Raw genomic sequence first — 25,081 nt, forward strand, 5'->3', positions numbered from 1 at the left:
AGCAGGGAGTTACCAGGAAACGGGCAGGGACTTCACAGCGAAGACGGACCCGTGGGTCCGCAGCGGGACGTCGTCCGCCGGCACCGCCAGGCGCAGGTCGGGGAAGGCCTCCAGCAGGGCCCGCAGGCCGACCCGCAGCTGCAGCCGGGCCAGGTTCTGGCCGATGCACTGGTGGACGCCGTAGCCGAAGGCCACGTGGCCCGCGGTGTCCCGGGAGAGGTCGAGGTCGGCGGGGCAGCCGAACTTCGCCGGGTCGCGGTTGGCGGCCGGCAGCGAGACGGTGACCGTCTCGCCCTTCTTCACGGCGTGGCCGCCGAGTTCGAGGTCCTCCAGGGCGGTCCGGAAGATCTCGTACTGGTTGACGGTGATGTAGCGGAGGATCTCCTCCACCGCGTCGTCGATCTTCGAGGGGTCGGCCCGCAGGGCGGCCAGCTGCTCCGGGTGGTGCAGCAGCGCGAACACGCCGACCGTCAGCGCGCCCTCCGTGGTCTCGTAACCGGCGAACAGCAGCAGGGCGGTGATGTTGCCCAGCTCCTCGTCACTGAGCTCCCCGGTGGCGATCAGCCGGCTCAGGATGTCGTCCCCGGGCTCCGCCTTCTTGCGCGCGATGGTCTCGTGGATGAACGCGCCCACCTGGGCGAACGCGGCCATCGACTCCTGCGCGTCACCGAACGGGTTGTTCATGACCGCCGGCGCCTCGGCGTAGCGGTCCCGCTCGCTGTAGGGCAGGCCGATCAGGTCCGACAGCACCCGCAGGACCAGCGGGTTGGCGAAGGTCTCCAGCAGGTCGGCGGAGTTGCCGTGCTCGCGCATGACCTTGATCTGCTCGGCGGCCACCGCCTCGACCTGCGGCGTCAGCTGGTTGATCGTGCGGCCGGTGAACTCGCGCGTCAGCAGCTTGCGGAACCGGGTCTGCTCCGGCGGGTCCATGTGGATGAACATCCCCGGCATGGCCGGGAACTGCGGTACCGGGCCACCGTACTTGGTGACCGGGAAGTGCCCGATCTCCAGGTTGTGGCTGAACTTCGGGTCGCTCAGGACCTGCCGGGCGAGCTCGTGGCTGGTGGCGATCCACCCGACGTGCCCGTCGGGGTAGACCATCCGCGCCAGCGGGCGCTCCTTCCGCAGCTCGTCGAAAATCGCCGGCGGGTCGAACTTGTCAGTCCGCGCCCAGGCATCCTCGTAAGAGATCGCCTCGCTCATGACGCACCTTCTCCGTTTCGGGTCGAAATATCCCTGCGCACGAAAACGGCAGCCCCGCCGGTTCGGTACGGAGCCGTTTCCCGGACAATTCACCGGGCCCGCACCGGTGTGCGGGCACGGCGAATCACGCGGCGAATCCGGCACAAGCCCGCCGCGATGTTCCCGCCGGCCGCGAATGACGGCCGGGCCGTTCCGTGGAATCAGAGAGCCAGCTTCTTGAGCGTCTCGTTGGCGTTCGCCAGGGACTGCTCGCCCAGCGGCTTGAGCGCCGCCATCGCCGGCACGATCGCCGCGAGGGTCAGCTCGGCGTGCACGAACTTCAGGTCGTCGGCGAGGCCGATCGAGCTCAGCACCGCGCGCAGGTAGGGCTCCTGGTGGTCCCAGCCCTCCCGCGGCGTGCCCGGCGCGTACGAGCCGCCGCGGGCGGTGACCACGATGACCGTCTTGCCGCTCAGCGGGCCCGACTCGGCGCCCGGGGGCACCATGTGGGCCGGGCTGACCAGCAGGTCGATCCACGACTTGATCGTCGACGGCACGGCGTAGTTGTACATCGGGACGCCGAGCACGATCGTGCTCGCCTCGCGGACCTCGGCCACCACGGCCTCGGTGAGCGCCTTCTCCGCCGGCGCCAGCCCGTGGTCACGGCTGGGGTCCAGGAGCGACTCGCGCACCGCGTGGGTGATGTGCGGGACCGGCTGGGCCGCCAGGTCCCGGTAGGTGTAACCGTCACCCGGGTGGTTCTGGCGCCACTGGGTGGCGAAATACGACGACAACTGCCTCGTCACGGAGCCGGTGGCGCGGATGCTCGAATCAATGTGGAGAAGAGAAGACACAAAGGGCCCCTGGATTGTCCTGAGCGATTCACCGAGAACTGCTTTTCCAACGCTCTTCGAGTCTAAGGAGAAGCGCCCCGGACGGGCATCCCTCAGTCTGGTAGCGCGGGTGGCCACCGGCCCGTGAGGAGCCGCGCGGCGGGCCCACGCGCCGGCCCGGACGGCCGGGCGGCACGCCGCGGCGGCCCCGTCGGAAGGGCCCGTTCCGCGACCGTGCGCACACCGTCGCACCGGCGCGCGGGCCTCACACGGCCAACCGCCCGGCCGGTACCTCGGGCACGAACGCGGAGTCCGCGCCCAATTCGGTCGTCCGCTCCTCCACGAGCCGGTTCCAGGTGCCGGCCAGCTCCACCCGGGAGGCGACGTCGAGCTTGCGGAAGATCTTCTTGAGATGGAACGCCACCGTGTGCGGGGACATGAAGAGCTGTCGCCCCACCCGCCCGTTGGTGAGTCCCTGGCTCACCAGCTCCGCCACCGCGTACTCGGTGTCGGTCAACTGGCTGGCCATCGTTCTGGTCCGGCTCGGGCGGCGCGAGAACTGCCCGCTGTTGCCCTCCAGTTCCCTGAGCTTGCTGCGCACCCGCAGGACGTCCCGGGAGGCACCGACCGCCCCGTAGCCGTCCGCCGCCCGTTTCAGCAGCTCGACGGCCTGGTCCTGCTCGGAGCGGCGGACGAACCGCACCGCACTCGCGTCCTCCAGCGCGGAGGCCTGCGCCCACCGGTCCAGGTGCAGGCCGGCGGCCCGCTCCAGGGCCGCGGCGTTCCGCTCGAACAGGCCGATGGCGTGCGCGGACGCCGCCTGGACGGTGCGGAAGCTGGGGTTGCGCGCCGCCAGTTCGTTGACCTGGGTGACCGTCCGGACGGCGATCTCGTCGTCCGACAGCCGCTGCGCGGCGCGGACCAGCCAGGCCGCCGCCGCCGGCTGCGAGACCAGCAACTCCCGGGCCAGCGCACCGTCGTGCACCAGCCCCTTCAGGAGGTGGGCGATGCTCTCCGTCCCGTCCCGGGCCTCCAGCACCTGGGCGACGGCCCAGGCGCACTGCCCGGCCATCAGGTTCGCGCGTCCGAGCAGGGCGTGGTCCCGCAGCCGGTTCGCGTACTGGAGGGCGGTGGTGAGGTCCAGCTGCCGGGTCGTACTGACCGCCATGACGAGGAACCCGCTCGGGTTCAGCGACCGGTTGCCGGCCTGCTGGGCCAGCCGGAGACCGGCCTGGGCCGAGGCGACCGCCCGGTCGAGCTCGCCCTTGGCCAGGCTCAGCTCCGCCTCGCACAGCAAATGAGCGGCACGCTTCTCAACTTGGTTCGATCCGTGGACAGGTGACGTGTCGTCGGCGAGCATGTTGGTAGCCGCCCCCAGACCGCGGACGCGGGTCAACAGCGTCGCGTGCCAGATCCTCGCCTTCAGCGAGCAGGAGCCCGGCGCTCCGGCCTGCGCCCGGCCCGTGGCGGCGGCAGCCAGATCCATACTCCTACCGAGCTGGCCGTCGAGCCACGACTGGGCGGAACGCGCCGCCAACTGGACGACTTCGTCGGATAACTGCAGGGAAGGACCGGGCGCCGTGTAAGTCCGAAATGACACTGTATCCTCCGACTCGGAATCGGTACCGCCCTGTCCTGCCCGGCTGCTCGGCGGGCATCGTCGGACGCCACTCGATTCGACATGGGAATGTGGGGCCTGCAACACGATCGTGCCGGTGGTGCCTGGTCGGTCGCGGACGAGCGGCGGCCCGGCGGTCCGCGACGCATGGTCGGGCCCCCGTGTCCCGAGCCCGTCGACCGGCGGTCGGGGCCCGGTCCGCAGGACGGAAGGGCCGGTTCCGGAGCGCCGGAACGTCTGGACAACATTCGGCACCCCCCTTCCACAGAGCCGTCGTTCGACTCCAGGAAGACCTGCCGGGGCCGCCTGGGGCGCTGACGTGAGATTGACCACTGCGCGACGCTGCGTCGGCCGCCGAACGCGCGGCGGCGCGCAGCCGATGAGCCGGAAGAGCCCGCTCCGGTCACGAGGTGCCGGGTGCGACCACAATGTCGACGGGGCTCTGAACAGCCGCCCGACCACCGGACGGGGCCGGCGGGAGGAGACGGGGAGAGGAATGCGCGATGACCGGGTCGTCGGTCATCCGCGAACGGTAGGGCAGCGAACACCGTCCGATCTGTAAGAGGCTTTCGCCGCAGGCACCCTGATGTCCCGTCGGCCGGTGACCCGGGCTGCGACAGCGACCCCGGTCGCCGTGACCGGCGAAGGCGGCGCCCCCCCGGAGGCCCCCCACGAGCATGCCCAGAACACCGAGGCCTTGGAAAGGGCTGGCCACATCGTGGAACAGATCGTCTCGCCGCCGCAGCTGTTCAGACACGTCGCGACCCACCACGACCACCGACTCGATCCGCACGCAGCATCCACCCCCTCGGCCCGCAGCCTCGCCCGCTGTGCGACATGCCGGAAAGACCCGTCCCCGCCCGCACCGCGGGCCGTCGCCCCCCGGCCCCCGCCGGAAGACGCACTCGGACGCGCCCCCTGGCCTGTCCATGCCGATTCAGACTCTACGTCATGTCGAACACGATCGGGTGATGATCGTGATCATTTCTGTGACCGGAGTGACGCCTGTGGCATGTCGCTCTTCGTGTGCACAAAGGACGGCCGGCCGGTCCGAGCCATGCCGACGACCGGCGCGGCGCAGGCCGCACCGACCGTTCGACGTTCAGCCCGTCACGGCGAGTTCGGCCACCACCGCACGGTGATCCGTACCCGGCACGCGGTGCCCGGACACCGCCACGGCGGTCAAACCTTCACCACGGAGGACATGGCCGATCTGAATCATCGGCGGTAGGTGCGGGAAGTCCGCATTGTCCTCCGGCCAGGCGGGCGAACCGCCCCGGCCGAGTTCGGCGTGGGTGTTCGTCAGACCGGTGGCGAGCAGCCCGGCCAGGGCCGCCGCCCACCACGGGCGCAGGGCGAGCAGCACACCCAGCACCACCAGGCCGGCGACCGCCGCGTAGGGCAGCAGCGGCACCCTCGGGAGCGCCGGCGGGGTGCCGTCGTCCCAGCCGCGAGCCGGATCTCGACCAGCGCCACCGGAAGCAGCAGGACCGCCCCGCAGAGTCCGATCAGCGCCCTGCGCGTCCACGTCCACGTCCACCAGCTGATTCCGGCCACCCGCTCTCCCACCGGGTGCTCCGCTCCCCACGGTCCGGTGCGGCCGGCGGGCTGCCCGGTGGCCCGCCCGCGCGGCCGTCGGCCCGGTTCTCGCCTTCGCCTTCGCCTTCGCCGGAAGACGCGGTGGGCGGGTGCGGCGGTTCCGGCCCGCGCAGGCCCCGTCCGGCGCCGGGCGGGGCTTGCGCGGGCCGGGACGGAGCCCGTCAGGCGCCGGCCGCCCGTCAGGCGGAGGCGAGGTGCGCCGTCCACTTGGCGCGCCAGGCGAGGGCGTCGGCGACGGCCTCGGCGATGGTGCGCCGCGCGGTCCAGCCGAGGAGTTCGCGGGCGGTGTCGACGGCGGCGTAGCAGCCGATCACGTCGCCGGGCCGGGGGTCCGCCTCCCGGACCTCGACCTCGGCGCCGACGGCGGCCTCGAAGGCCGCGATCAGCTCGCGGACGGTGGTGCCCTCTCCGGTGCCGATGTTGATCACCCGGTAGCGGTCCTCGGCCGCGGGCTTGATCACCTCGTCGAACCGGGTGAGCGCGGCGACGTGGGCCTCGGCGACGTCCTGCACGTGGATGTAGTCCCGGATGCCGGAACCGTCCCGGGTCGCCCAGTCCGCGCCGGTGACGGTGAACGGCACGCCGTCGGCATGGGCCTCGATCAGCTTGCCGAGGGCGTGGGTCGGCCGGAGGTCCTGCAGCCCGGTGCGCAGCCGCGGGTCGGCGCCGACCGGGTTGAAGTAGCGCAGCGCGACGACCCGGAGGTCCTCGGCGCCCTCGCCCCGGGTCCAGTCCTGGAGGACCAGCTCCATCATCTGCTTGGTCCGCGCGTACGGGCTGCCGGCGGCGACGGGGCAGCTCTCGTCGACCCGGGCGTCCGGGGTGGGCGCGTAGATGGAGCCGGAGCTGCTGAAGACGACCCGGGTACAGCCGTTGCGCTGGAGGCCCTCCAGCAGCTCGACGGTCTTGGCGACGTTCTCCCGGTAGTAGAACAGCGGCTTGGCGACCGACTCCGGCACCACGATCCGGGCCGCGCAGTGCAGGGTGGCGCCGATGTCGGGGTGCTCGGCGAAGACGCGGTCCAGGAGGTCCGCGTCGGCGATGTCGCCCCGGTAGAACTCCCGGCCCTCGACGAACTCCGGCCGGCCGGTGGAGAGGTCGTCGAGCACGACCGGCGTGATGCCCTGGTCGAGCAGTGCGGACGCGACGGTGCTGCCGATGTATCCCGCGCCACCGGTGATCAGGACCTTCTTCATACGCGGACGCTCCCTTGCTCCCGTCGGACGCCGTGGCGGCGTCCGGTTGAGAGGGGGGACGGTGGGTTCGGGCCCGCCGGTTCCGCTGACCTGCGGATCCTTCGACCGGGAGTCAGCGCCGGCGGGCCCGGCGGAGCGCGAAGCCGGTGGCGGCCAGGACGACGGCGGCCACGGCGGTGCCGACGGCCAGCCGGACCGCCGTGGACGAACCGTCGCTCCCGGTGGCGGTGTCCTGCGCAGGGGGCACGGTCTGCCCGGCTGTCGGTCCGGCCGTCGGTCCGGCCGTGGGTCCGGCCGTCGGTCCGGCGGAGGGGGACCCCGCCGGAGGGGTGGGTGCGGGCGTGGCTCCGGACGTGAGCGTGGGCGTGGGCACGACGGTGGGCCCCACCGTGGGCCCGGCGGTGGTGGGCTGCGCGCCGGACGTCCCGGTGGGGGTCGGCAGGGGCGGGTCGGAGATGACCGCCGGTTCGATGTCGAGCTCCCGCTCGCCGTGCCCGAGCGAGGGGAACGCGCAGTCCACGGTGATCCGCCAGTGGCCGGCCGGCAGCATCTCCCGGGTGGTGTAGGAGCCGGGGTGCCCGGGCACGGCGACCAGACGCCAGGGCCCGGCCGAGCGGCCGTCGGCGGAGGTCGCGGCGAGCGACCCGGCGAACTCCTCGGTGACCGGGTCGTGGTCGTTCTCCCAGGTGGCCACGGTGGTGACGTGTCCGCTGTCCTGCCCGGTGACCTCCAGGTGGACGGTGTCGCCGTGGGCGGCGGCGGGCAGTGCGGCGGGTGCGAGAACGACCGCCCCCGCGAGGGCGAGGGCGGTGGCGAACGTTCGGGTGCGCATGGTGGGGCATCCTCGGGGGTGGCCGGGTGCGGCCGCCCCCGCTGTCGAGCGGTGGCGGCCGCACCCGGGGTCATCGGGACGGGCGGGGGAACGGGTACGGCGGGGCGACCCGCCGTCGGACGGTCCTCGGCGGGGCCGCCGTCAGCTGGTCTTCTGGAGCGTCCAGGACTGGTAGGCCTGGCCGTTGGGCTTCTGCAGCTCCAGCAGCCAACCGCCGTAGTACCAGCGGCTGCTGACCCCGAGGACGAGGGTCGAACCCTCGGCCGTCAGGGTGACTCCGCCGCCCGACTGGGTGAGCCGCCACTTCTGCGCGCCGGAGTCGGAGCAGGGCTGCTGCGCGAGGTACTGGCCGGCCACCGGGGTGCCGCCCAGCTGGAGGCACTTGTCGGAACGCGCCGACTTGATCCGCACGGTGCCCGAACCGGCGTCCTCGAAGCTCCACTTCTGGTTGGCGTAGCCGGTGCGCTGGTAGGCGATGGCCACCGTGCCGTCGTTGAGCGAGCTGCCCCAGAGGTCGGCGGCCTGACCGGTCAGCCCGTTGACCATCGTGTAGCGGGTGCCCGGCTGCGGCTGGCCGGCGTCGGCGAGGGTGCGGAAGGTGGCGGAGCGACCGGGCTTGGAGACGCTGCCCGCGCTGTCGCGGACGGCGACGGCGACGGTGTACGAGGTGTTGGGCGCCAGCCCGACGACACCGACGACGGTGGAGCGGACGGTGCCGATGGTCTGGCCGTTCAGCAGGACGTCGTACCCGGCGGCCGCCGGCGCGGCCGTCCAGCTCAGCATGACCGAGTTCTGGGTGAGCTGACTGGCCGTCACATCAGGCGCGGTGCCACCGGTGGGCGAGGCGGTCGGGGTCGGCGTGGGCGAGGCGGTCCGGGTCGGCGTACCGGTGGGCGACGGGGTGGTGGTCCCCGTCGGGCTCCCGGTCGGGGTCGGCGCCGGCGTCTTGGTCGGCGTGCCGGTCGGGCTCGGCGTGGTGGTCCGGGTCGGCGTGGCCGTCGGGGTGGCGGTGGGGCTCGGGTTGGGGTTCGGGCCGGTGCCGCCCCCGGGGATCAGGAACCGGTTGTTGGCGACGTTCCAGTGCGTGGCCAGGTAACTGCCCGGCGCGGGAGCGGTGTTGTAGTAGTCGTCGTGGTGGCAGTCGAGCCGGTTGTCACTGGCGTTGTCCGGGCAGACCGTCTTCATCGCCGGGTAGTACGGGGTGTCCGAGTAGCACATCAGGTCCCACTCGTCGACGCAGTGGCCGCCCTTGCTGGAGTTGGGTGCGCTGTTGCTCACCGCACCCAGGTTGTGGCCGAGTTCGTGCGCCGCCGTGGAGCCGCCCCAGCAGCCGGAGTCGGTCCGGCCGTACGACGGGCCGAAGTTGCTCAGGTTGTCCTGCCCGGGGCGCTCGTCGCCCGCGAAGGTGCCGATGCCGCAGTAGACCTTGGCATCGGTGAACATCATGTACTTGCGGTCCTTGCGGTTGAACCCCTGCGCCGCGAGTGCGCGGTTGCTCGCGTTGAAGTCCTTGATCTCGGAGTCCGAGATCTGCACGTTCAGCACCGAGGCGGTGCAGTCGGGTTCGGTGACGAAGCGGACGTGCCGCACGCCGCCGGTCTCCTGGGCGCTGGCGTTGTAGATGACGTCGACGTCCGCGGCCCACTTCTTGAACGAGGCCAGGTACTGGGCGAACCGGTCATTGCCGGGGGCGTGGACGTACACCGCCTGGACCCGGTTGCCGGTGCTGCCGTCGCCCTCGCAGACGAGCGCGGAGCCCGCGGCGGCCGCAGCCTGCTGGGGCGCGGGCGCTCCGGCGGCGGCCTCACCCAGCAGGGCCTTCTGCCCGGCGTCCAGGACGGGCGCCGCACCCTTCAACAGGTCTGCGGCGGCGGGCGGTTGGGCGTCCGGGGCCGGGGTGAGCACCGGCGCCCGGTCGGCCGCGGCGGCCACCGGCGGGATGTCCTTGCGGATGTCCACGTCCTTGGGCGGCGCGTCCGGCCCGTGGCTGCAGAGCTGCCCGCCCGAGACCTCCAGCGAGCCGGCGCACCGGTCGCCGCTCGGCAGGGCCAGACCGGCGTAGACGAGACCGCGCTCCGGCTGGTCCTTGGGTATCTCCTGCAGTGGGGCGGCCTTCTTCTCCCGCTGCGGAGCGGGCGCCTGGGTGGCCCCCTCCGCGGTGCCGGTCTCTCCCGGGTCGTCGCCGTCGGCGACCACTCCGGCCATGCCACCCGCCGCCCGGTCGGCCGCGGCGTCCGCCGCCACCGACACGCTGCGGTCCGCGGCCGGCTCGAACGCGGTCTGGATCCCCAGTGCGCCCGCGACCAGCCCGGCCACCACGGCCGCGGCCAGGAGCGCCGTCCGGCGCCCGGGCCTGCCGCTCCGGCGGCGACGCCGCTCGGTACTCCGGCGCTCGCTGCTCCGGTCTCCCATGTGTCCGTCTCCTCTCCTCGGTGCGACGGTCCGCCTGCCGCTGCTCGCGGCGGCCGGACCGTCCGACACCAGGGAGACCACGGCCGACCGGGCCGGATAACAGAAACCTCCTTTCGAAACTCGCGCAGATCTGCGGATGGCTTCGAACCGGCGCGCGAACGGGCCCACCGAGCACGCGGCGAACCCCTCGGCGCGGGCCGGTGGTCGGGCCGCCCGGCCCGCACCGCACCGGCTCCCGGACGGCCCCGCCCGACCGGTCCGGTCACCCGCGTGACCGCCGTTCACCCGGGGGCCGTGGTCACCCGTGCGAGGGAAGAACGAAGGTTGTCCTTTGAACAGTTGCGGCCGCTGGCCAGAATGGGCTTCCTCGGCCGACCGACCGGTGGCCGATGACCGGTGACCGCCGGAGTCCGGTGACCGGCGGCCGGGGACCGGCGATCGAAGAGCGGGGGTGGGGGCATGGAGCCGGGTTCGCCGGGCTCCGGTCGGGGGGTCGGGGCGGCCGCCCGTCCGGCCGCCACCGGTGCCACCGCCACGGGCTGCCCGGGCGCCCCACCCCGCCGGCACCCCCCTCGCGGCTTCGCGAAGTCGGCTCCCCCGAAGCGGAGTTCGTGCACGAGCGGAACCCGTTCGTCCGCGCCCTCGTCCACTGGGCGGCCCCGCCGTCCGCTACCGCACGGAGGCTCCTCGATGATTCCCCGGCCGCCCGTCGGGCACCTGGTGCCACTCCCGCACGACCCGCCGGACGCCCCACGCCCGACGGCCCACCGCGGCTCGGCGCACCCCGGCTCCGAGCGCCTCACCGCCCACCGCACGCCCACCCACCGCTTGTTCGACCACCGCGCGTCCGACCGCTCCGCCGGAGCGCGGTGAGCACCGCCGTCGTGCTCGGCGGCGGACTCGCCGGGCTTCTGGCCGCCGCGGCCCTCGAACCGCACGCCCGCCGCGTCACCGTCGTCGAGCAGGACACCCTCCCCGACGGGCCGCACCCGCGCCGGGGGTTACCGCAGGGCGACTTCAGCCACATCCTGCTCGGTGGCGGAGCCGACGCCCTCGACGCGCTGCTGCCGGGAACCGTCGACGCGCTACTGGCCGCCGGAGCACACCGCCGGCCGATGCCCTCCGGCATGCTGATGCGCCTCGGCCCGGGCTGGCTCCAGGCCTTCGAGTCGACCGCCTATCTGATCGCCTGCAGCCGGCACCTGCTCGACCACATCGTCCGGCAGCGGCTGCGCGGCCGGGCCGCCGTCACGATCCGCGAGGGCACCTCCGTCCTCGGCCTGACCGGCGACGCGGCCCAGGTCCGCGGGGCGCTGGTGCGGAACCCGGACGGATCGCGCGAGACCCTCCCGGCCGACCTGGTCGTGGACGCGACCGGCCGCCGCTCCCAGGCCCCGCGCTGGCTGCGCGCACTCGGCTCGACAGGTCCGCGGGAGGTCACCGTGGATGCCGGACTCGCCTATGCCGCCCGCCTGTTCGACGCGCCGCGCGGCAACCAGGGCTTCCCCGTCGTCAGCATCGTCCCCGTCCCCGGCCGGCGGACACCCGGGCGCGGCGCCACCGTCGTCCCCATCGAGAACGACCGCTGGATCATCACCCTCTCCGGCACCCGGGCCGGCGAACCCTCCCGCACCGAGGCCGAGTTCCACACCTTCCTCAAGGGTCTCACCCACCCGGTCGTGCACGACCTGGCCCGCGCCGCCCGCCCCGTCGGCCCGATCCGCACGTGTCGCGGCACGCTGAACCGCCGCCGCTGCTACGAGAGCGGGACGCCCGCGGGGTTCGCCGCGACGGGCGACGCGCTGGCCGCCCTCAACCCGGTCTACGGCCACGGCATGGCCGTCGCCGCGCAGTGCGCCGTCGCCATCCGGACCACCCTCGACGCCGAAGGGCTCCACCCGCACGTCAGCGCCACCGTGCAGCGGCGGATCGCCCGCGCCGTCGACACCCCGTGGAAGATGGCCGAGGAGCAGGACCGGGACTTCCCCGGCGCACGGTCGAACGAACCCCCCGCCCAGCGGCCGACCGCGCGACTCGGCCGCTGGTACACCGAGCGGCTGCTGCGCGCCGCCCTCACCGACCCGGCCGTCTCGGCGGCCTACTTCGACGTCTTCTCGCTCGCCGCCCCCGCCGGCCGGCTGACCTCGCCCGCGGTGGCCCTCGCCACGCTGCGGCCCCGCCGGACCGTCCCACCGACCCTCGGCGAGGCGATCGCCCGGTTCCCGCGGGTGGCCGAACTGACCGGACCGTACTGACCGGACCGTACTGACCGACCTGTTCTGACCGGCCCGTACCGACCGCCCGGCCCCGGTCGCCGACGGCGCCGCCGACGGTCGGCCGGCGGCGCCGGGAAGCGCGCTCGGGGGGTACGCGCTCCCCGGCATGAGGTGGCGGAGCCACCCGGCCGGCTGGTCCGAATGCCCGGACCACGGCTGCCGTGACCGGAATGCTAGACCTGAGCCGGCGCCGTGACCAGAACTCCGACCAGCCAACTTCCCGCCCAGGACATGCCATTCGGACCGCCCCGGCAGGCCCGCCCGGCCCCTGCTGTCACTCCGACCACCACGGCAGGCCCGCCGCCCAGCGCGCGACCCAGCCCGCGAAGCCCGGCTCCCCCGCCGACCCGCCGTCCGGGGCGCGGTAGGGGACGGCGCCCTCACCCGTGATCAGCCAGATCTCGCCGCGCCGGGGGCCGGAGACCACCAGGTGCCAGTACATCCCGCAGCCGTCCGTGCCCAGCACGATCGAGCCGTGGTGGAAGACCCGCTCCAGGAGCGCCTCGACCTCCTCCTCGGGCCGTGGATCGTCGTCCCACAGCCAGGCGGCCGACAGCGGGAACGGCTCGGCGAGGACCTGCCCGGGACGGCCGGCGCCCCAGTCGGCCGGGAGCGCGGCGGCCGGTATCAGCCCGTGGTGCGGCGGGCCGTCCGAAAAGCCGTCACAGATCTCGGCCACGAACGTCCGGTACGGCTCTGGCAGCACGATGCCGTGCTCGGCCTCGAAGGCGCGCACCCCGCCGCGGCCGAGTGGTGGTGTCCGCGACGACCCGGCCCGGTCGGCACCGAACGCGGCGCCCAGCAGGGCGAGGTCGGCGGCCGAGGCGTGTTCCGTCATGCCGTCAGGAGTACCAGAGGGGTGCGACGACCGCGGCCCCCGCACGAAGGGCACGGGCTCAGGGCAGTTCACGGCGGGTCGGGGCTGCTCAGGGCTGCTCAGGGTTGCTCAGGGTTGCTCAGGCCGCGACGCCCAGGTGCCCCACGCCGTAGGAGTGGACACCCTGCGCGTGCATGGCGGCGAGGGAGGCCGCCAGGCGGTCCGGGTCACCCGCCAACCAGAGCCGCAGCCCGGCCGCCAGCGCCGCACTGGCGGGGCCGACCGGCAGCCCGGCGGCCCGGGTGACCCGCTCACCGACCAGCGGGAGCAGGTCCGCGACCGGCAGGGGCAGCCAGAGGGTGACGGCGCAGGGCGCGGGCCGGGCGAGAACGCGCAGCAGCCCCGGCACGCCCGCGTCGTCGTGCAGGGCGGGGATGACGTCCAGCAGGCCGTCCACCGCGACCTCCGACACGTCACCGCGGTGGCCGCGGGCCAGTGCGCGCAGCAGGGCCCGCTCGGCCGCGGAGATCCGGACGGTCAGCATGACTTCTTCGCAGTCCATGGTCCCAGTTCCCGTCTTGCGCTAGGGGTGTGCCGGTCGGTCGGGTGCTCGTCTGCTCGTCACTCGTTCGGGGCGGTGCCGTGCCGCGTCCTGCGTCCTGCGCTTTGCCTCGTGCGTCCTGCGTCTCGCCTCGTTCGTCCTGTGTCCTGCGTCCTGCGGTACCGGACCGGCCGGGGTCCTCCCGGGCGACCGGTGCCGTCCGATACCTGCCCCTCAGCAGGGCCGCGCTACCGCCGTGATCAAGCCGTAGTGGCCGTCGTAGCGGCGGTAGAGCACCCGGCCCCGCGCATCGCCGGGATCGGTGTGGAAGACGAACGGCCGGCCGGTGAGCCAGAGCCGGCGGGCCGCCTCGGCCAGGTCCGACGTGGGCGCGGGACGCGGGCTTTCGGTCGTGAGGAGCCCGGAGCCGCCGGCGCGCGCGCCGGCGTGGGCGCGCACCACCCGGAGGCCGCCGCTCACCGCACCGCGATGGACGACGGCGTCCTGGCCGGTGAGCGCGTCGACGAAGAGGTGGAAGCGGTGGTCCAGGGCCAGCATCGCGCGGGCGGCCTCGTCGGGGGTGCAGCGGGCCGGCGTGACCGATTTCCGCCGGACGAGCTGCCGTTCGGCCAGCGGGCGCGGCGCGTACTGCGGCCGGTAGGCGCTCTCGTACACCGCGGCCAGTCCGATCTCCCCCTGCTCGCGCAGCCGCGTGGCGCGCCCGGCCAGCGTGCCGAGCGCGACGTCCACCGCCTCGGCCCCGGTCGCGGCGGCCAGTTGCACCCGGACCGGGCCGACACCGTCCAGCTCGACCGCGGCCTGCGCCACGACCGGCCGGGTGAGCGAGCGGTGGCGCAGCCGGGTGAGCCGGATCCGGACCGCGTGCGCGCCCGGCCCGAGGGCCGTGCCCAGCCCCAGTGCCCGCGCCCGCGCGTACTCGGCATCCGCGCGCGGCAGTTCGCCGCGGATCTCCACCCGCAGGTCGGGGGCCGGCGGGTGGTGCAGACGGGTCATCAGGTCCTCCTCGGTCCGGGACCATGCTGGACCGCCCGGGGCCCTCCCGCCGAGGGCCGAAAGACCTGGAATGTGCGGCAGCCCGGGACCACCCGGCCCGGGCCGGACGACCGGGCCGGGCCCGGCCGCACCGGACCGGCCGCACGGGCCTCCGGGGGTCCCCGTCACGCGCCTCCGCCGTGCCCCCGGCAGCCGGGGCGCCGCTCGCGGGCCGCACGCCGCGCGCTCCACCGATGGGGTGATCCACCGGAGTACGGCGCAACGCCCGCCGGACCGGCGCGTTTCCCATGTCGTGCGCCCTCTGGCAGTGGTGCGCGCGGGGTCCGCTCCGCGGAGCCCCCGATTCCCCCCGGTCGCGGCGACGACACCGGCGGTGCCGCCGCGACGGTTCATCTGGTGAGAGGTAATGTCATGGTCCTGACGACTGAGACCCGGAGATCGACCGTTCCCCCCAGAAGCACCCCCCGGAGAACCCCCGCGGCCCCTCCCCCGCTCGCGCCGGGCGCGCTGCCCGGCCTCGGCCACGCACCCGCCCTGCTGCGCGACCCGCTCGGCTTCCTCGGCTCGCTCGCCCGCCACGGCGGCGTGGTGCGGATCCGGCTCGGCCCGCGCACCGTCTGCGTCGTCACCGACGCCGGCCTGGTCCACACCCTGCTGGTCGCGCTCGCGTACGACTGTCCGCGCGGCGCCGTCCAGGACACCCTCAGGACGGCGTTCGGCGACGGCCTGCTGATGTCCGAGGGCCAGGCGCACCGCGACCGCCGCCGGACCGTCCAGCCCGCCTTCGGCCCGGAGCGGACGGCCGAGTACCTCGCGGTGATGCACCGGGTCGCCGAGGAGCGGGCCGGGAGCTGGCGGGAGGGCCAGGTCCTCGACGTCGCGAAGGAGATGAACCACCTCGCGCTGGAGATCGTCACCAGCACGCTGTTCGACGCCCGGCTGAGCGAGGACGCCACGCTCGCCTTCCACCGGGCGCTGCCCGACCTGGTGAAGGGCCAGATCGTCCAGTCGCTGTACCCGCACCCGGCGTTCGCCCGGCTGCCGCTGCCGGTCAACCGGCGGTTCGACGCCGCCGTCCGGGTGCTGAACCAGGTCGTCGACCAGGCCGTCGACGGCAGCACCCGGCCCGGCGGCGCGCCGGCGGGCGGCTGCCCGTTCGGCGGTTCCGCGGGCGGCGGGCGGCCCTCCGGCCCGGCGGACCGCACCCTCCCCGCGCTGCTGCGCGCGGCCACCGACCCCGCCACCGGCCGGCCGCTCACCGAGGCCGACGTCCGGTCGGAGGCGATCACCATGTTCGGCGCGGGCACCGAGACCGTCTCCACCACGCTCACCTGGCTGCTCGACGAACTGCTGCGCCACCCCGGGGTGGAGGCCCGCGTGCTGGCCGAGCTGGACGAACACCTCCCGGCGGGCACCGTCCCGACCCCCGAGGCGCTCGCCCGGCTCGGCTACACCCGCAGCGTCACCCAGGAGGTGGTCCGGCTGCACGCGCCGAACGCCTTCCTGATGCGGACGGCGACCGTGCCGGTCGAGCTCGGCCCGTACCGGATCCCGGCCGGCACCGAGTTGCTGTACAGCCTCACCGCGTTGCACCGCGACCCGCACCTCTACCCGGAGCCGCTGCGCTTCCACCCCGGCCGCTGGCGCGAGGGCGGCTCGGCCGCGACCGCCGGGCGGCAGGCGTTCCTGCCGTTCGGCGCGGGCAAGCACAAGTGCATCGGCGAGGCGTTCGCCTGGGCGGAGCTGACCGTGGCCGCCGCCGCGATCCTGCGCCGCTGGCGGCCGACGGCGGTGGCGGGATCCCGGGCCCGCGAGGTGGTCTGGACGACCGTCCAGGCCCAGGACTTGCGCGTCCGCCTCGCCCCGCGCACCTCCCCCGCCCCGGACCGACCGGCCGGCCGGCCGGACGACCGGGCGCCGCACGAGGTGCCGGCCCGCCCCGCCGCGGTCGCCGCCCGGGCCGCGCTCGGCCCCCGGCCTGCTCCGCCCGCCTACCCCGCCGCCCGGCCGCCCGCCCCCGGAGGCCCACGCCGGCCCGCCGAACTGCGCGCCTCCACCGCCCGGCACGCCGACTGGGTGGTCGGCCACGGCCTGCTCACCCCGGCCGACCTGCCGCGCTACCAGGCCTACGCGCTCCCCGAGCTGATCGGCCACGCCTACCCCCGGGCCCGCGGCGCCGAACTCGACCTGCTCGTCGACGTCCTGGGCTGGTTCACCATCCTCGACGACCGCTTCGACGGTGCCCCCGGCCGCCACCCCGACCGGGCCCGCGCCCTCGTCGATCCGCTGCTCGCCGTCCTCACCGGCCCCGACCGCGCGACCGCGCCCGCCGGACCGGCCCCCGGCGACGACCGGCTCCTGGGTGCCTGGCGGGAGCTGTGGCTGCGGCAGAACGAGGGCATGTCACCGGCCTGGCGCGCGCGCGGCGCCACCGAGTGGCGGTCCTGCCTGGACACCTTCATCGCCGAGGCGGTGCACCGGTCGCGGGGCACCTCCCCCGGCCTCCCCGAGACGATGCGGCTGCGCCGCCACGCCAGCTGCCTCTACCCGTTCATGAACATACTGGAGCGCGTCCACGGCGCCGACGCGCCCGCCGGGCTGCACGCCGATCCCGAACTGCACCGGCTGCGCGCCCACACGGCCGACGCCGCGACGCTGATCAACGACCTCTACTCGCTGGAGCGGGAGGAGCGCCAGCCGGCCGCCGCCTTCAACACCGTGCTGACCCTGCAGCGGGTCCGCGGCTGCACCCGCCGCCGGGCGGAGCTGTCGGTGCGCGCCCGGATCGCGCGGCTGCGGGAGGAGAGCCGGACGCTGCGCCGCCGGCTGCGGCGCCGCCACCCCGCCGGGCACTGGTACCTCGACGGCAGCCGGGAGTTGGTCGACGGCGTCTACGCGTGGACCAGCACCAGTCGCCGCTACCTCAGTGACGGTCGCCGAGGGTGAACAGCAGGAGCACGAACCCGGCGAACAGGTGGGTGGCGAAGACGTAGATGCCCGCGCGGATCAGCATCGCCCTGCGCCTGCTCTTCTCGTCGCTGGTGCCGCTGGCCATGGCCGGGTTCTCCTTCGGTCGGGGGCCGGGTGCGCGATCGGACGGCCGGGCGGCGGCGTCGGGCCGGACGGCCGTCATCCGCTCGTCACCCGCTCGGCGCGGGGGCCCGGCGCCCCGGCGGCGTCCGGCCCCCGGAGCTCCGTGAGCAGCGCGCCCTGGTCGGTGATCAGGTCGGTGAGGATCCGCCGGGCGGCCCGCAGGAGTTCGGCGACGTCCGGCGTGCTCAGCGCGTACACCACGGTGTTGCCCTCACGGGTGGCCGTGACCAGCCGGGTGCGGCGCAGTACGGCGAGCTGCTGGGAGAGGTTGGACGGCTCGATCCCGATCTCGGCCAGCAGTTCGCGCACCGGCCGCGGCCCGTCCTGGAGCAGCTCCAGGACCCGGATCCGGACGGGGTGCCCGAGGGTGCGGAAGAACTCCGCCTTGGCCTGGTACAGCGGGACAGCCATCGTCCGCTCGCTCCCTGCTGCTCGGTGGTGCCGGTGTGCACACCCGCGCCGGCGGGGCCGTGCCCCGGCCGCCACGACCGGGAAGCATCATCCTGGCAGATGAAGATTTCTTCAAGTCATCATCATCCGGAGCCCGGGCACCCCGGGGGCGCGCCGGGCCGAGCCCGGGGCGCCCCCGGGAAACGCGGTGGCCGGGCCCGGGGGTTCGCACCACCCCCGGGCCCGGCCGCCGCGCACGTGCCGCCTAGCAGGCCACCACCACGTCGACGGTCACCGGAGCCGGGTTCCACGGGAAGGACGCCACGCCGAAGCTGCCGTGGACGGTGGACCCGCAGGGCACCGTACCGCCGACGCCACGGACCTGCACCGTGCTGGCGGTGAACAGCGTGCGCCCGTTCGACGAGCCGAGCGAGGCACCGCCCACGACCTCACCGGACAGCGTGGTCAGCAGCTCCTTGGTCTGCGGGGCGGGACCGCCCGGGGTCGGCGGACCGGCCAGCGAGACCTGTCCGTACAGCTGGACCTGGTCACCGGTCACCTCGACGCACACCTTGGTCGCCAGGCCGGCCTGCAGCCCGGAGGCACCGCAGGTGGTGACGGTGCCGGTGGCGGTCGTGGTGGCGGCACCGGCCTGCGCCGGAACGGCCAGCAGGGTCGCCGCCCCGGCGACCCCGGCGGCGAGCAGAGCGATTCGGTTCATCGGATTCTCCGTCTTCTGAAACATCGACTCATTCACATGTGACATTTCACATGTGCCATGCCTCAACCCTGGCATGGGATTCGAACACCTGAGTGGTGATCCACCCCGGAAAACCTGAACAGACCAGAAATCGACCTTCGATGGCGCGATCACTGCCGCCCCGCCCGTCCCGACCGAGACCGTCCGAGCCGCCCGGGGTCCGGGCGCACGGGACACCCGGTCGGCGGTGCGCCGCGTGCCCCGCCCGGTCCGGACGCGTTGGGCAGGCGTGAAGCCCTTCCGCACGACCTTCGCCGCCGTGCTCGCCGCCCTCGCCCTCGTCGCCGCCCGGCCGGTGCCCGTACCGCTGATGGGCGCGGAGGTGCGCCTGCTCCCCACCGGGGATCGCGTCCTGGCCCTGACCTTCAACGCCGCCTGGGACGAGACCGGTCTGGACACCGTGCTGAGCACCCTGCGGGAGCGCGGGGCGCCGGCCACCTTCTTCCCCACCGGCCAGTACGCCGAGCGGCACCCGGACGCGGTCCGCGCGATGGCGGCCGCCGGGCACGGGCTCGGCAACCACTCCTACAGCCACCCGCTGTTCACCGAGCTCGACGCCCGGCAGGCCGGGGCCGAGGTGCTGCGCGCCGACACCGCGATCCGCAAGGCCGCCGGGACGGACCCCCTGCCGTTCTTCCGCTTCCCCTACAGCGAGACGACGCCGCAGCGGATCGCCGACGTCAACGCGCTCGGCTTCGCCGACCTCGAGTTCACCACCGACACCAACGGCTACCTCGGCGCCGCCGGCGGCATGACCACCGCCGGGGCCGTTGACCGCGCCCTCGCCGCCCTCGCCCCCGGTGCCATCCTCCAACTCCACGTCGGCACGTCCGACGCGAGCGCCGAGCGGCGCTGCCTGGACGCCGAGGCGCTCCCCCTGATCATCGACGCCGTCCGCGACCGCGGCTACCGCATCCTGGACCTGCGCACCCTCCTGGACGGCTGAGCCGCCCTCCCCCGGCTCCCGCTCAGCTCCCGCCGACCGAGTCCCGGAGGGCGTCGATCCGCCGGACGGACTCCAGGAAGGCCGTCCGGTCCAGGCCGCCCGCGTCGAGGGCGGTCGCGAGGGCGGTCGCGGCGGCCTCGCCCTGGCCGGCGTCGCGGGCGGAGCAGAGCAACAGGTCCATACCCGCCCCGGCGGAGGCCAGGGCGCGGGCGCCGGTGTCGCCGTAGGGTGCGAGGGCCCCGGCCTCCAGGGCGTCGGTGACGGTGACGCCCCGGAAGCCCAGCCGGTCGCGGAGTTCGCCCTGGACCACGGCCGGGGAGAAACCCGCCGGACGGTCGGGGTCGAGGGCGGGGTAGACCGCCCAGGAGGTCATCACCAGCCGGACCCCGGCGGCGATGGCGGCCCGGTACGGCTCCTCGCCCCGGGCCCGGAGGTCGGCGAGGGGGACGGGCAGGGTGACGGGGCCCTCGTCGGTGTCCAGGCCCCCGGGGGCGGAGCCGAGGCCGGGGAAGTGCTTGGCGGTGGCGGCGACGCCGAGGTCCTGCTGGGCGGTGAGGAAGGCGCTCCCCAGCCGGGCCACGAAGGCCGGGTCCTGGCCGTAGGAGCGCTCGCGGTGGTCGATGAAGTTGTCCGGGGCGTCGTAGACGTCGAGGACGGGGGCGAGGTTGACGTTCAGGCCGGCGTCCGCGACCGTGCGGGCCGCCCCGGCTCCCGATCGGGCGGCCTCGCCGACGGGATCGGCCGACGCCCCGGTGCGGCGCGCGGAGAGCACGGGCGCGCCGGGCAGGCGGCGCACCTGACCGCCCTCCTGGTCGGTCAGCAGCAGGAGCGGGCGGGGGTCCGGCGCCTCGGCTGCGGCCTGCCGCAACTCGCCGACAGCTGACTTGAGTTGCTCCGGCGAGGTGACGTTCTCGCCGAACAGGATGACACCGGCCGCCCGGCCCTCGCGGATCGCCCGGAGCACGGTGGGCGACGGCGTCGGGCCGGGGTAGGAGTAGACGATCCGCCGGCCGGCGAGCTGCCGGGAGTCCAGACCGGCGGTCCGGTCGGTGGGCGAGGGGGAGCCCGCGGTGGTGGGCGACGCGGCATCCGGACCGGTGGCCATCGACGTGGTCCTCTCCGCCGCGGACGGCGGTCGCTGCCCTCCCTGCGCCGAACAGGCCGGCACCAGGGCCGCCGCGGTCAGCAGCAGCGCCGGGAGCACGACACCGGCGGTCCGCGGCAGCGACGGCATCGGGCCTCCCCGGGACTGGGACGAGTGCGGACGGGTACGGGCGGACGGGTTCGAGCGGACCGGGCGAGGTGCGCGCCCGGTCCGCCACGCTACCGGGGTGGCGGCCGACCGGCACGGCGGACGGCACCCGCCCTCCCCCGGCCCCGGGCGCCTCCACGGCCCGTCACCCCGGCCCGCGCAGCAGCCGGCCCAGGACGGCGATGCCCTCCTCGATCCCGCCCGGCGTGCCCGCCGCGTAACCGAGGACGAGCCCGGGCGGGTGCGGCAGCCGGGCGTGCCAGGAGAGCGGCTGCACCTTGACGCCGTGCGCGAGCGCCGCGGTGGCGAGTTCGGCGTCGCCGCAGCCGAGCCCGGCCGGGAAGGTGACCATCAGGTGCAGCCCGGCCGCGGCGCCGTGCACGACGGCCCCCGGCATGTGCGCGCCGATCGCGGCGATCATCGCGTCCCGGCGGCGCCGGTGCCGGGGCCGCAGCAGACGCAGGTGCCGCTCCAGCTCGCCGGAGTCCATCAGCCGGGCCAGCACCAGCTGGGGCAGCACGGGATTGCCGAGGTCGGCGAAACGCTTGGCCGCGAGGGCGGCCTCGCGGTAGCGGGGCGGGACGAGCAGCCACCCCGTCCGCAGCGCGGGGGCGAGCAGCTTGGAGACGCTGCCCATGTAGCAGACCTGCTCGGGGAGGACCGCGCGCAGGGCGGGCACCGGCGGGCGGTCGTACCGGTGCTCGGCGTCGTAGTCGTCCTCGATCACCAGACCGCCCTCGCCCGCCCAGTGCAGCAGTTCGCGGCGGCGCCGGCCACCGAGCACCACGCCGGTCGGGAACTGGTGGGCGGGGGTGAGCAGCACGGCCGGGGCGCCGGTGGCGCGCAGTGCGTCGACCCGGATGCCCTCCGCGTCGACCGGGACGGGCGGGGTGGCGCGGAGCCAGTGGCCGAGGTGCTGGCGGGTGCCGAGCGAGCCCGGGTCCTCGACGGCGACCTCGCTGATGCCCGCCCGGCCGAAGACCTGGCCGAGCAGGGCGAGGGCCTGGGCGGCGCCCGCGACGATCAGCACCTCGTCGGGGTCGGCGCCGATGCCGCGGTTGCGGGCCAGCCAGCGGGCGACTGCGCGGCGCAGCGCGGCGCTGCCCCGCGGGTCGCCGTAGCCGAACTCGTGGGCGGGGAGCGCGTCGAGGACGGCGCGTTCGGCCCGGAGCCAGGCGGCCCGGGGGAAGGCGGCGAGGTCGGGCACGCCGGGCGAGAGGTCGATCCGGGCGGGCGCGGCCCGCAGCGCGTCGAAGCTGGCGGGGACGGGGTCGGCCGCGAACAGGGCGGGCTCCGGCGCGGCCGGCACCGGGGTCACGAACGGCGGCGGCGGTACGGAGACGGCCGCGGCGAGGACGACCGTGCCGCCGCGCCCCCGACCGGCGAGCCGGCCCTCCTCGGTGAGGCGCCGGTACGCGTCGGTGACGACCCCCCGGGAGATCCGCAGCTCCGCTGCCAGCACCCGGGTCGCGGGCACGCGGCTGCCCGCCGGGAGCCGGCCGTCCGAGATCGCCTCGCGCAGGCGGTGGGCCAGCCAGTCGCCGAGGCCGCCGGGCGGGGCGTCGGCGGCGTCGAGCTGGAGGAAGTCCGCACCGGCGGTTATGGACCCCTGAGCGGGCGTCACTTTGGACCTGTTCACCGGACCATTGTGCGGGCCAGGGTGGGGTCATGACCACGGAGACGACGGACCCCGCAGCAGCCCCCACCGCCGGACGGGCGAGCACCCCGCTCCCGCACGACGACCGCCAGCCCCACGCACACGCCCACGAGCGGGGCGGTGAACAGGCCGGCGAGCACTCCTACGTCCACGGCTACTCGCCCACCGAGGCGCTGCGGCTGGGCGACCAGGCCGACACCCTCGCCGAACTGCTGCACGCCGGTACGGCCTACCCGGCGGGCAGCCGGGTCCTGGAGGCGGGCTGCGGCGTCGGGGCGCAGACCGTGCACCTGCTGGCGTCCAGCCCGGGCGCGGAGCTGACGGCCGCCGACATCTCGGCCGACTCGCTCGCCCAGGCCCGCGCCCGGGTGGCGGCGCAGGCGCCCGGCGCGCAGGTGACCTGGCACCACGGGGACCTGCACGAACTGCCCTTTCCGGACGACTCGTTCGACCACCTCTTCGTCTGCTTCGTGCTGGAGCACCTGGCGGATCCGTCGGCCGCGCTGACCGCGCTGCGGCGGGTGCTGCGGCCCGGCGGCACCGTCACGGTGATCGAGGGGGACCACGGGTCGACGTTCTTCCACCCGGACAGCGCCGCCGCCCGGGCGACCGTGGACCACCTGGTCCGGCTCCAGGCCGACGCGGGCGGCGACGCGCTCCTCGGCCGCCGGCTGCACCCCGTCCTGGCGGCCGCGGGCTTCCGGGACATCGCCGTCCGCCCGCTCACCGTCTCGGTGGACGACAGCCGGCCGGCGCTGGTGGAGGGGTTCACCCGGCGGACCTTCGTCGCGATGGTCGAGTCCGTGCGCGCCGACGCCCTCGCCGCGGGGCTCAGCACCGCGGCCGCGTTCGACCGCGGCATCGCCGACCTGCGGCGCACGGCGGAGGAGGGCGGGACGTTCCACTACACCTTCTTCAAGGCGGTGGCGGTCAACCCCTGACCGTCCGGCTGCCGTTGCCGCCCGGGGCCGGTGGCGCCCCGGTCCCGCCCCGGTCCCGGTTGTGCTACTCCGGGCTGTCCCCGAGGGAGGCGAGGAGGGTGCGCAGGGCGTCGATCAGCGCCTCGGTCTGCCGCTCGTCCAGGCCGGCCAGCAGCCGCCGTTCGGTGACCAGGTGGTCCGGGAGCGCCCGGTCGACCAGGGCGCGGCCCTCGGGGGTCAGTTCGACGTCCCGGCTCCGCCCGTCGGAGTCGCTGGGGGTGCGGGTGACCAGACCGCGGGCCTCCAGCCGGTCGAGCCGCTGGCTGATGGCACCGGAGGTGACCATCGCGGTCCGCATCAGGCCGGTCGGGGTGAGGCGGTAGGGCGGGCCGCTGCGGCGCAGGGTGGCGAGGACGTCGAAGGAGGGGGCGTCCAGACCGTGGGTGGCGAAATTCCGCTTGAGCTCGGCCTCCACCAGGTAGGTGAGCCGTTTCAGCCGGCCGATCACCTCCATCGGGGAGACGTCGAGGTCGGGACGCTCGGCGCCCCACTGCTTGACCAGCCGGTCCACATGATCTGCCACGCCCCCAGCCTAAACGATGCCTTAGCGGTGAGATACCTCACACGACCGAACGGCCGACGCCGACCCGAGATGCCTTAGTGCTGAGATACATTGGCTTAGTGCTAAGGAATCGACGACTCGGAATCGTCCTGCTGACCGCGCTGGCCCCCGCCATCTGGGGTTCGACCTACCTCGTCACCACCGAACTGCTCCCGCCCGGCCGCCCGCTGCTCGCCGGGGTGATCCGCGCCCTGCCCGCCGGGCTGCTGCTCATCGCCCTCACCCGCCGGCTCCCGAAGGGCAGTTGGTGGTGGCGCTCACTGGTCCTGGGCGCGCTCAACATCGGCGCGTTCTTCGCCCTGCTCTTCATCGCCGCCTACCGACTGCCGGGCGGGGTCGCGGCCACCGTCGGCGCCGTCCAGCCGCTGATCGCCGCCGGGCTCTCGGCCGGTCTGCTCGGTGACCGGCTCTCACTGCGCACCCTCCTCTCCGGCATCGCCGGGATCGCCGGCGTCAGCCTGCTGGTCCTGCGCGCCGACGCCCAGCTCGACGCCCTCGGGGTCGCGGCCGCGCTCGGCGGCGCGGTCGTGATGGCCACCGGCGTCGTCCTCTCCAAGCGCTGGACCTCACCGGCACCACTGCTCGCCACCACCGGCTGGCAGCTCACCGCGGGCGGACTACTGCTGCTGCCCGTCGCCCTCGTCGTCGAGGGCGCCCCGCCCTCCCACCTCACCGGCGACAACCTGCTCGGCTACGGCTACCTCGGCCTGATCGGCGCGGCCCTGTCGTACGCGCTCTGGCTCCGCGGCATCCGGGCGCTGCCCGCCACCTCGGTCACCTTCCTGGGACTGCTCAGCCCGGTGGTCGCCACCGCCCTCGGCTGGCTCGTCCTCGGACAGAACCTCACCCCCGTCCAGGGGCTCGGCGCGGTGATCGTGCTCGGTTCGCTGGTCGCCGCCCAGACCCAGCGGCCCCGCACCGCCGCGGCCCCGACCGACCCCGCAGACCCGGCCGACCCGGCGGCCCCGACCGGCCCGGAACCCGCGCGGGACGGCGAGCGGCCCGCGAACGAGTCCGCCGCCGTACGCGCCTAATGGGAGCTATGGAACCGGGGAATGCTCAGTTCCATAGCCGCCAGCAGGTGAGCACTATCGGCGCCGGAACCGTTCGAGTTCTGGGTT

At 74.8% G+C, this 25,081-nt stretch carries 21 protein-coding genes; 5 read left to right on the plus strand and 16 right to left on the minus strand.

What is annotated here, in order from left to right; translation table 11 throughout:
* Nucleotides 1-9: 9 nt before the first annotated feature.
* The 7 genes from ACZ34W_RS31865 to ACZ34W_RS31895 form a co-directional block, all read right to left on the minus strand.
* Nucleotides 10-1,203 (minus strand): cytochrome P450, encoded by a 1,194-nt coding sequence (locus tag ACZ34W_RS31865; protein WP_329491260.1) that lies wholly within the window; start codon nt 1,201-1,203, stop codon nt 10-12.
* Nucleotides 1,204-1,403: 200 nt separating this feature from the next.
* The gene (locus tag ACZ34W_RS31870) at nt 1,404-2,036 is read right to left on the minus strand and encodes an FMN-dependent NADH-azoreductase (protein ID WP_329491259.1); all 633 of its coding nucleotides are present in this window, start codon (nt 2,034-2,036) and stop codon (nt 1,404-1,406) included.
* A 244-nt stretch (nt 2,037-2,280) separates the two neighbouring features.
* Complete coding sequence (locus ACZ34W_RS31875) at nt 2,281-3,501, minus strand: helix-turn-helix transcriptional regulator (RefSeq protein WP_465609043.1); 1,221 nt, start codon at nt 3,499-3,501, stop codon at nt 2,281-2,283.
* 1,234 nt (nt 3,502-4,735) lie between these two features.
* Nucleotides 4,736-5,161, minus strand: a complete 426-nt coding sequence (locus ACZ34W_RS31880) for a hypothetical protein (RefSeq protein WP_465609045.1) — start codon at nt 5,159-5,161, stop codon at nt 4,736-4,738.
* A gap of 250 nt (nt 5,162-5,411) precedes the next feature.
* Nucleotides 5,412-6,428: a UDP-glucose 4-epimerase GalE gene (galE, locus tag ACZ34W_RS31885; protein ID WP_329491256.1), complete on the minus strand. Its 1,017-nt coding sequence runs from the start codon at nt 6,426-6,428 to the stop codon at nt 5,412-5,414.
* A gap of 112 nt (nt 6,429-6,540) precedes the next feature.
* Nucleotides 6,541-7,260 carry a hypothetical protein gene (locus ACZ34W_RS31890; protein ID WP_465609047.1) on the minus strand — a complete coding sequence of 240 codons (720 nt, stop codon included), beginning with the start codon at nt 7,258-7,260 and terminating at the stop codon, nt 6,541-6,543.
* A gap of 141 nt (nt 7,261-7,401) precedes the next feature.
* Nucleotides 7,402-9,672, minus strand: a complete 2,271-nt coding sequence (locus ACZ34W_RS31895; RefSeq protein WP_465609050.1) for an RICIN domain-containing protein — start codon at nt 9,670-9,672, stop codon at nt 7,402-7,404.
* 869 nt (nt 9,673-10,541) lie between these two features.
* Between ACZ34W_RS31895 and ACZ34W_RS31900 the strand changes: the two genes are divergently transcribed.
* Nucleotides 10,542-11,927: an NAD(P)/FAD-dependent oxidoreductase gene (locus ACZ34W_RS31900; protein WP_465609052.1), complete on the plus strand. Its 1,386-nt coding sequence runs from the start codon at nt 10,542-10,544 to the stop codon at nt 11,925-11,927.
* 295 nt (nt 11,928-12,222) lie between these two features.
* Here ACZ34W_RS31900 and ACZ34W_RS31905 read toward each other — a convergent pair whose 3' ends face one another.
* From ACZ34W_RS31905 to ACZ34W_RS31915, 3 genes are all read right to left on the minus strand, one after another.
* Nucleotides 12,223-12,786, minus strand: a complete 564-nt coding sequence (locus ACZ34W_RS31905) for an SMI1/KNR4 family protein (RefSeq protein ID WP_465609054.1) — start codon at nt 12,784-12,786, stop codon at nt 12,223-12,225.
* Nucleotides 12,787-12,904: 118 nt separating this feature from the next.
* Nucleotides 12,905-13,327 (minus strand): hypothetical protein, encoded by a 423-nt coding sequence (locus tag ACZ34W_RS31910; RefSeq protein ID WP_329491251.1) that lies wholly within the window; start codon nt 13,325-13,327, stop codon nt 12,905-12,907.
* 213 nt (nt 13,328-13,540) lie between these two features.
* Nucleotides 13,541-14,320: a sigma 54 modulation/S30EA ribosomal C-terminal domain-containing protein gene (locus ACZ34W_RS31915; protein WP_465609056.1), complete on the minus strand. Its 780-nt coding sequence runs from the start codon at nt 14,318-14,320 to the stop codon at nt 13,541-13,543.
* 411 nt (nt 14,321-14,731) lie between these two features.
* Here ACZ34W_RS31915 and ACZ34W_RS31920 point away from each other — a divergent pair, with 411 nt between their 5' ends.
* Entirely contained in the window at nt 14,732-17,266 is a 2,535-nt protein-coding gene (locus ACZ34W_RS31920; protein ID WP_465609058.1) for a cytochrome P450, read from the plus strand.
* Here ACZ34W_RS31920 and ACZ34W_RS31925 read toward each other — a convergent pair.
* The 3 genes from ACZ34W_RS31925 to ACZ34W_RS31935 form a co-directional block, all read right to left on the minus strand.
* On the minus strand, nt 17,244-17,375 hold the full coding sequence (locus ACZ34W_RS31925; protein ID WP_465609060.1) for a DUF6126 family protein: 132 nt from the start codon (nt 17,373-17,375) through the stop codon (nt 17,244-17,246). The two genes, ACZ34W_RS31920 and ACZ34W_RS31925, sit on opposite strands and share 23 nt — an antisense overlap.
* Nucleotides 17,376-17,449: 74 nt before the next feature.
* Complete coding sequence (locus tag ACZ34W_RS31930) at nt 17,450-17,824, minus strand: ArsR/SmtB family transcription factor (RefSeq protein WP_329491247.1); 375 nt, start codon at nt 17,822-17,824, stop codon at nt 17,450-17,452.
* A gap of 244 nt (nt 17,825-18,068) precedes the next feature.
* Nucleotides 18,069-18,524, minus strand: a complete 456-nt coding sequence (locus ACZ34W_RS31935; protein WP_329491246.1) for a hypothetical protein — start codon at nt 18,522-18,524, stop codon at nt 18,069-18,071.
* Nucleotides 18,525-18,792: 268 nt separating this feature from the next.
* On the opposite strand from ACZ34W_RS31935, the gene ACZ34W_RS31940 reads away from it, so the two are divergent.
* Entirely contained in the window at nt 18,793-19,509 is a 717-nt protein-coding gene (locus tag ACZ34W_RS31940; RefSeq protein ID WP_465609063.1) for a polysaccharide deacetylase family protein, read from the plus strand.
* A gap of 22 nt (nt 19,510-19,531) precedes the next feature.
* On the opposite strand, the gene ACZ34W_RS31945 is transcribed toward ACZ34W_RS31940, so the two are convergent.
* Together ACZ34W_RS31945 and pdxR are read right to left on the minus strand one after the other, a co-directional pair.
* A complete protein-coding gene (locus tag ACZ34W_RS31945; protein ID WP_465609065.1) occupies nt 19,532-20,743 on the minus strand; it encodes a glycoside hydrolase family 3 N-terminal domain-containing protein in 1,212 nt (403 codons plus the stop codon).
* 163 nt (nt 20,744-20,906) lie between these two features.
* Nucleotides 20,907-22,400 carry a MocR-like pyridoxine biosynthesis transcription factor PdxR gene (gene pdxR, locus ACZ34W_RS31950; protein ID WP_465609067.1) on the minus strand — a complete coding sequence of 498 codons (1,494 nt, stop codon included), beginning with the start codon at nt 22,398-22,400 and terminating at the stop codon, nt 20,907-20,909.
* Between the two features lie 29 nt (nt 22,401-22,429).
* On the opposite strand from pdxR, the gene ACZ34W_RS31955 reads away from it, so the two are divergent.
* The gene (locus ACZ34W_RS31955) at nt 22,430-23,359 is read left to right on the plus strand and encodes a methyltransferase domain-containing protein (RefSeq protein ID WP_465609069.1); all 930 of its coding nucleotides are present in this window, start codon (nt 22,430-22,432) and stop codon (nt 23,357-23,359) included.
* Nucleotides 23,360-23,423: 64 nt separating this feature from the next.
* On the opposite strand, the gene ACZ34W_RS31960 is transcribed toward ACZ34W_RS31955, so the two are convergent.
* Nucleotides 23,424-23,921, minus strand: a complete 498-nt coding sequence (locus ACZ34W_RS31960) for a MarR family winged helix-turn-helix transcriptional regulator (RefSeq protein ID WP_465609071.1) — start codon at nt 23,919-23,921, stop codon at nt 23,424-23,426.
* A gap of 98 nt (nt 23,922-24,019) precedes the next feature.
* Here ACZ34W_RS31960 and ACZ34W_RS31965 point away from each other — a divergent pair, with 98 nt between their 5' ends.
* Nucleotides 24,020-24,994, plus strand: coding sequence for an EamA family transporter (locus tag ACZ34W_RS31965; RefSeq protein ID WP_465609073.1), 975 nt, complete (start codon nt 24,020-24,022; stop codon nt 24,992-24,994).
* The last annotated feature ends 87 nt before the right edge of the window (nt 24,995-25,081 follow it).

The organism is Kitasatospora sp. NPDC022856 (genome assembly GCF_055561235.1).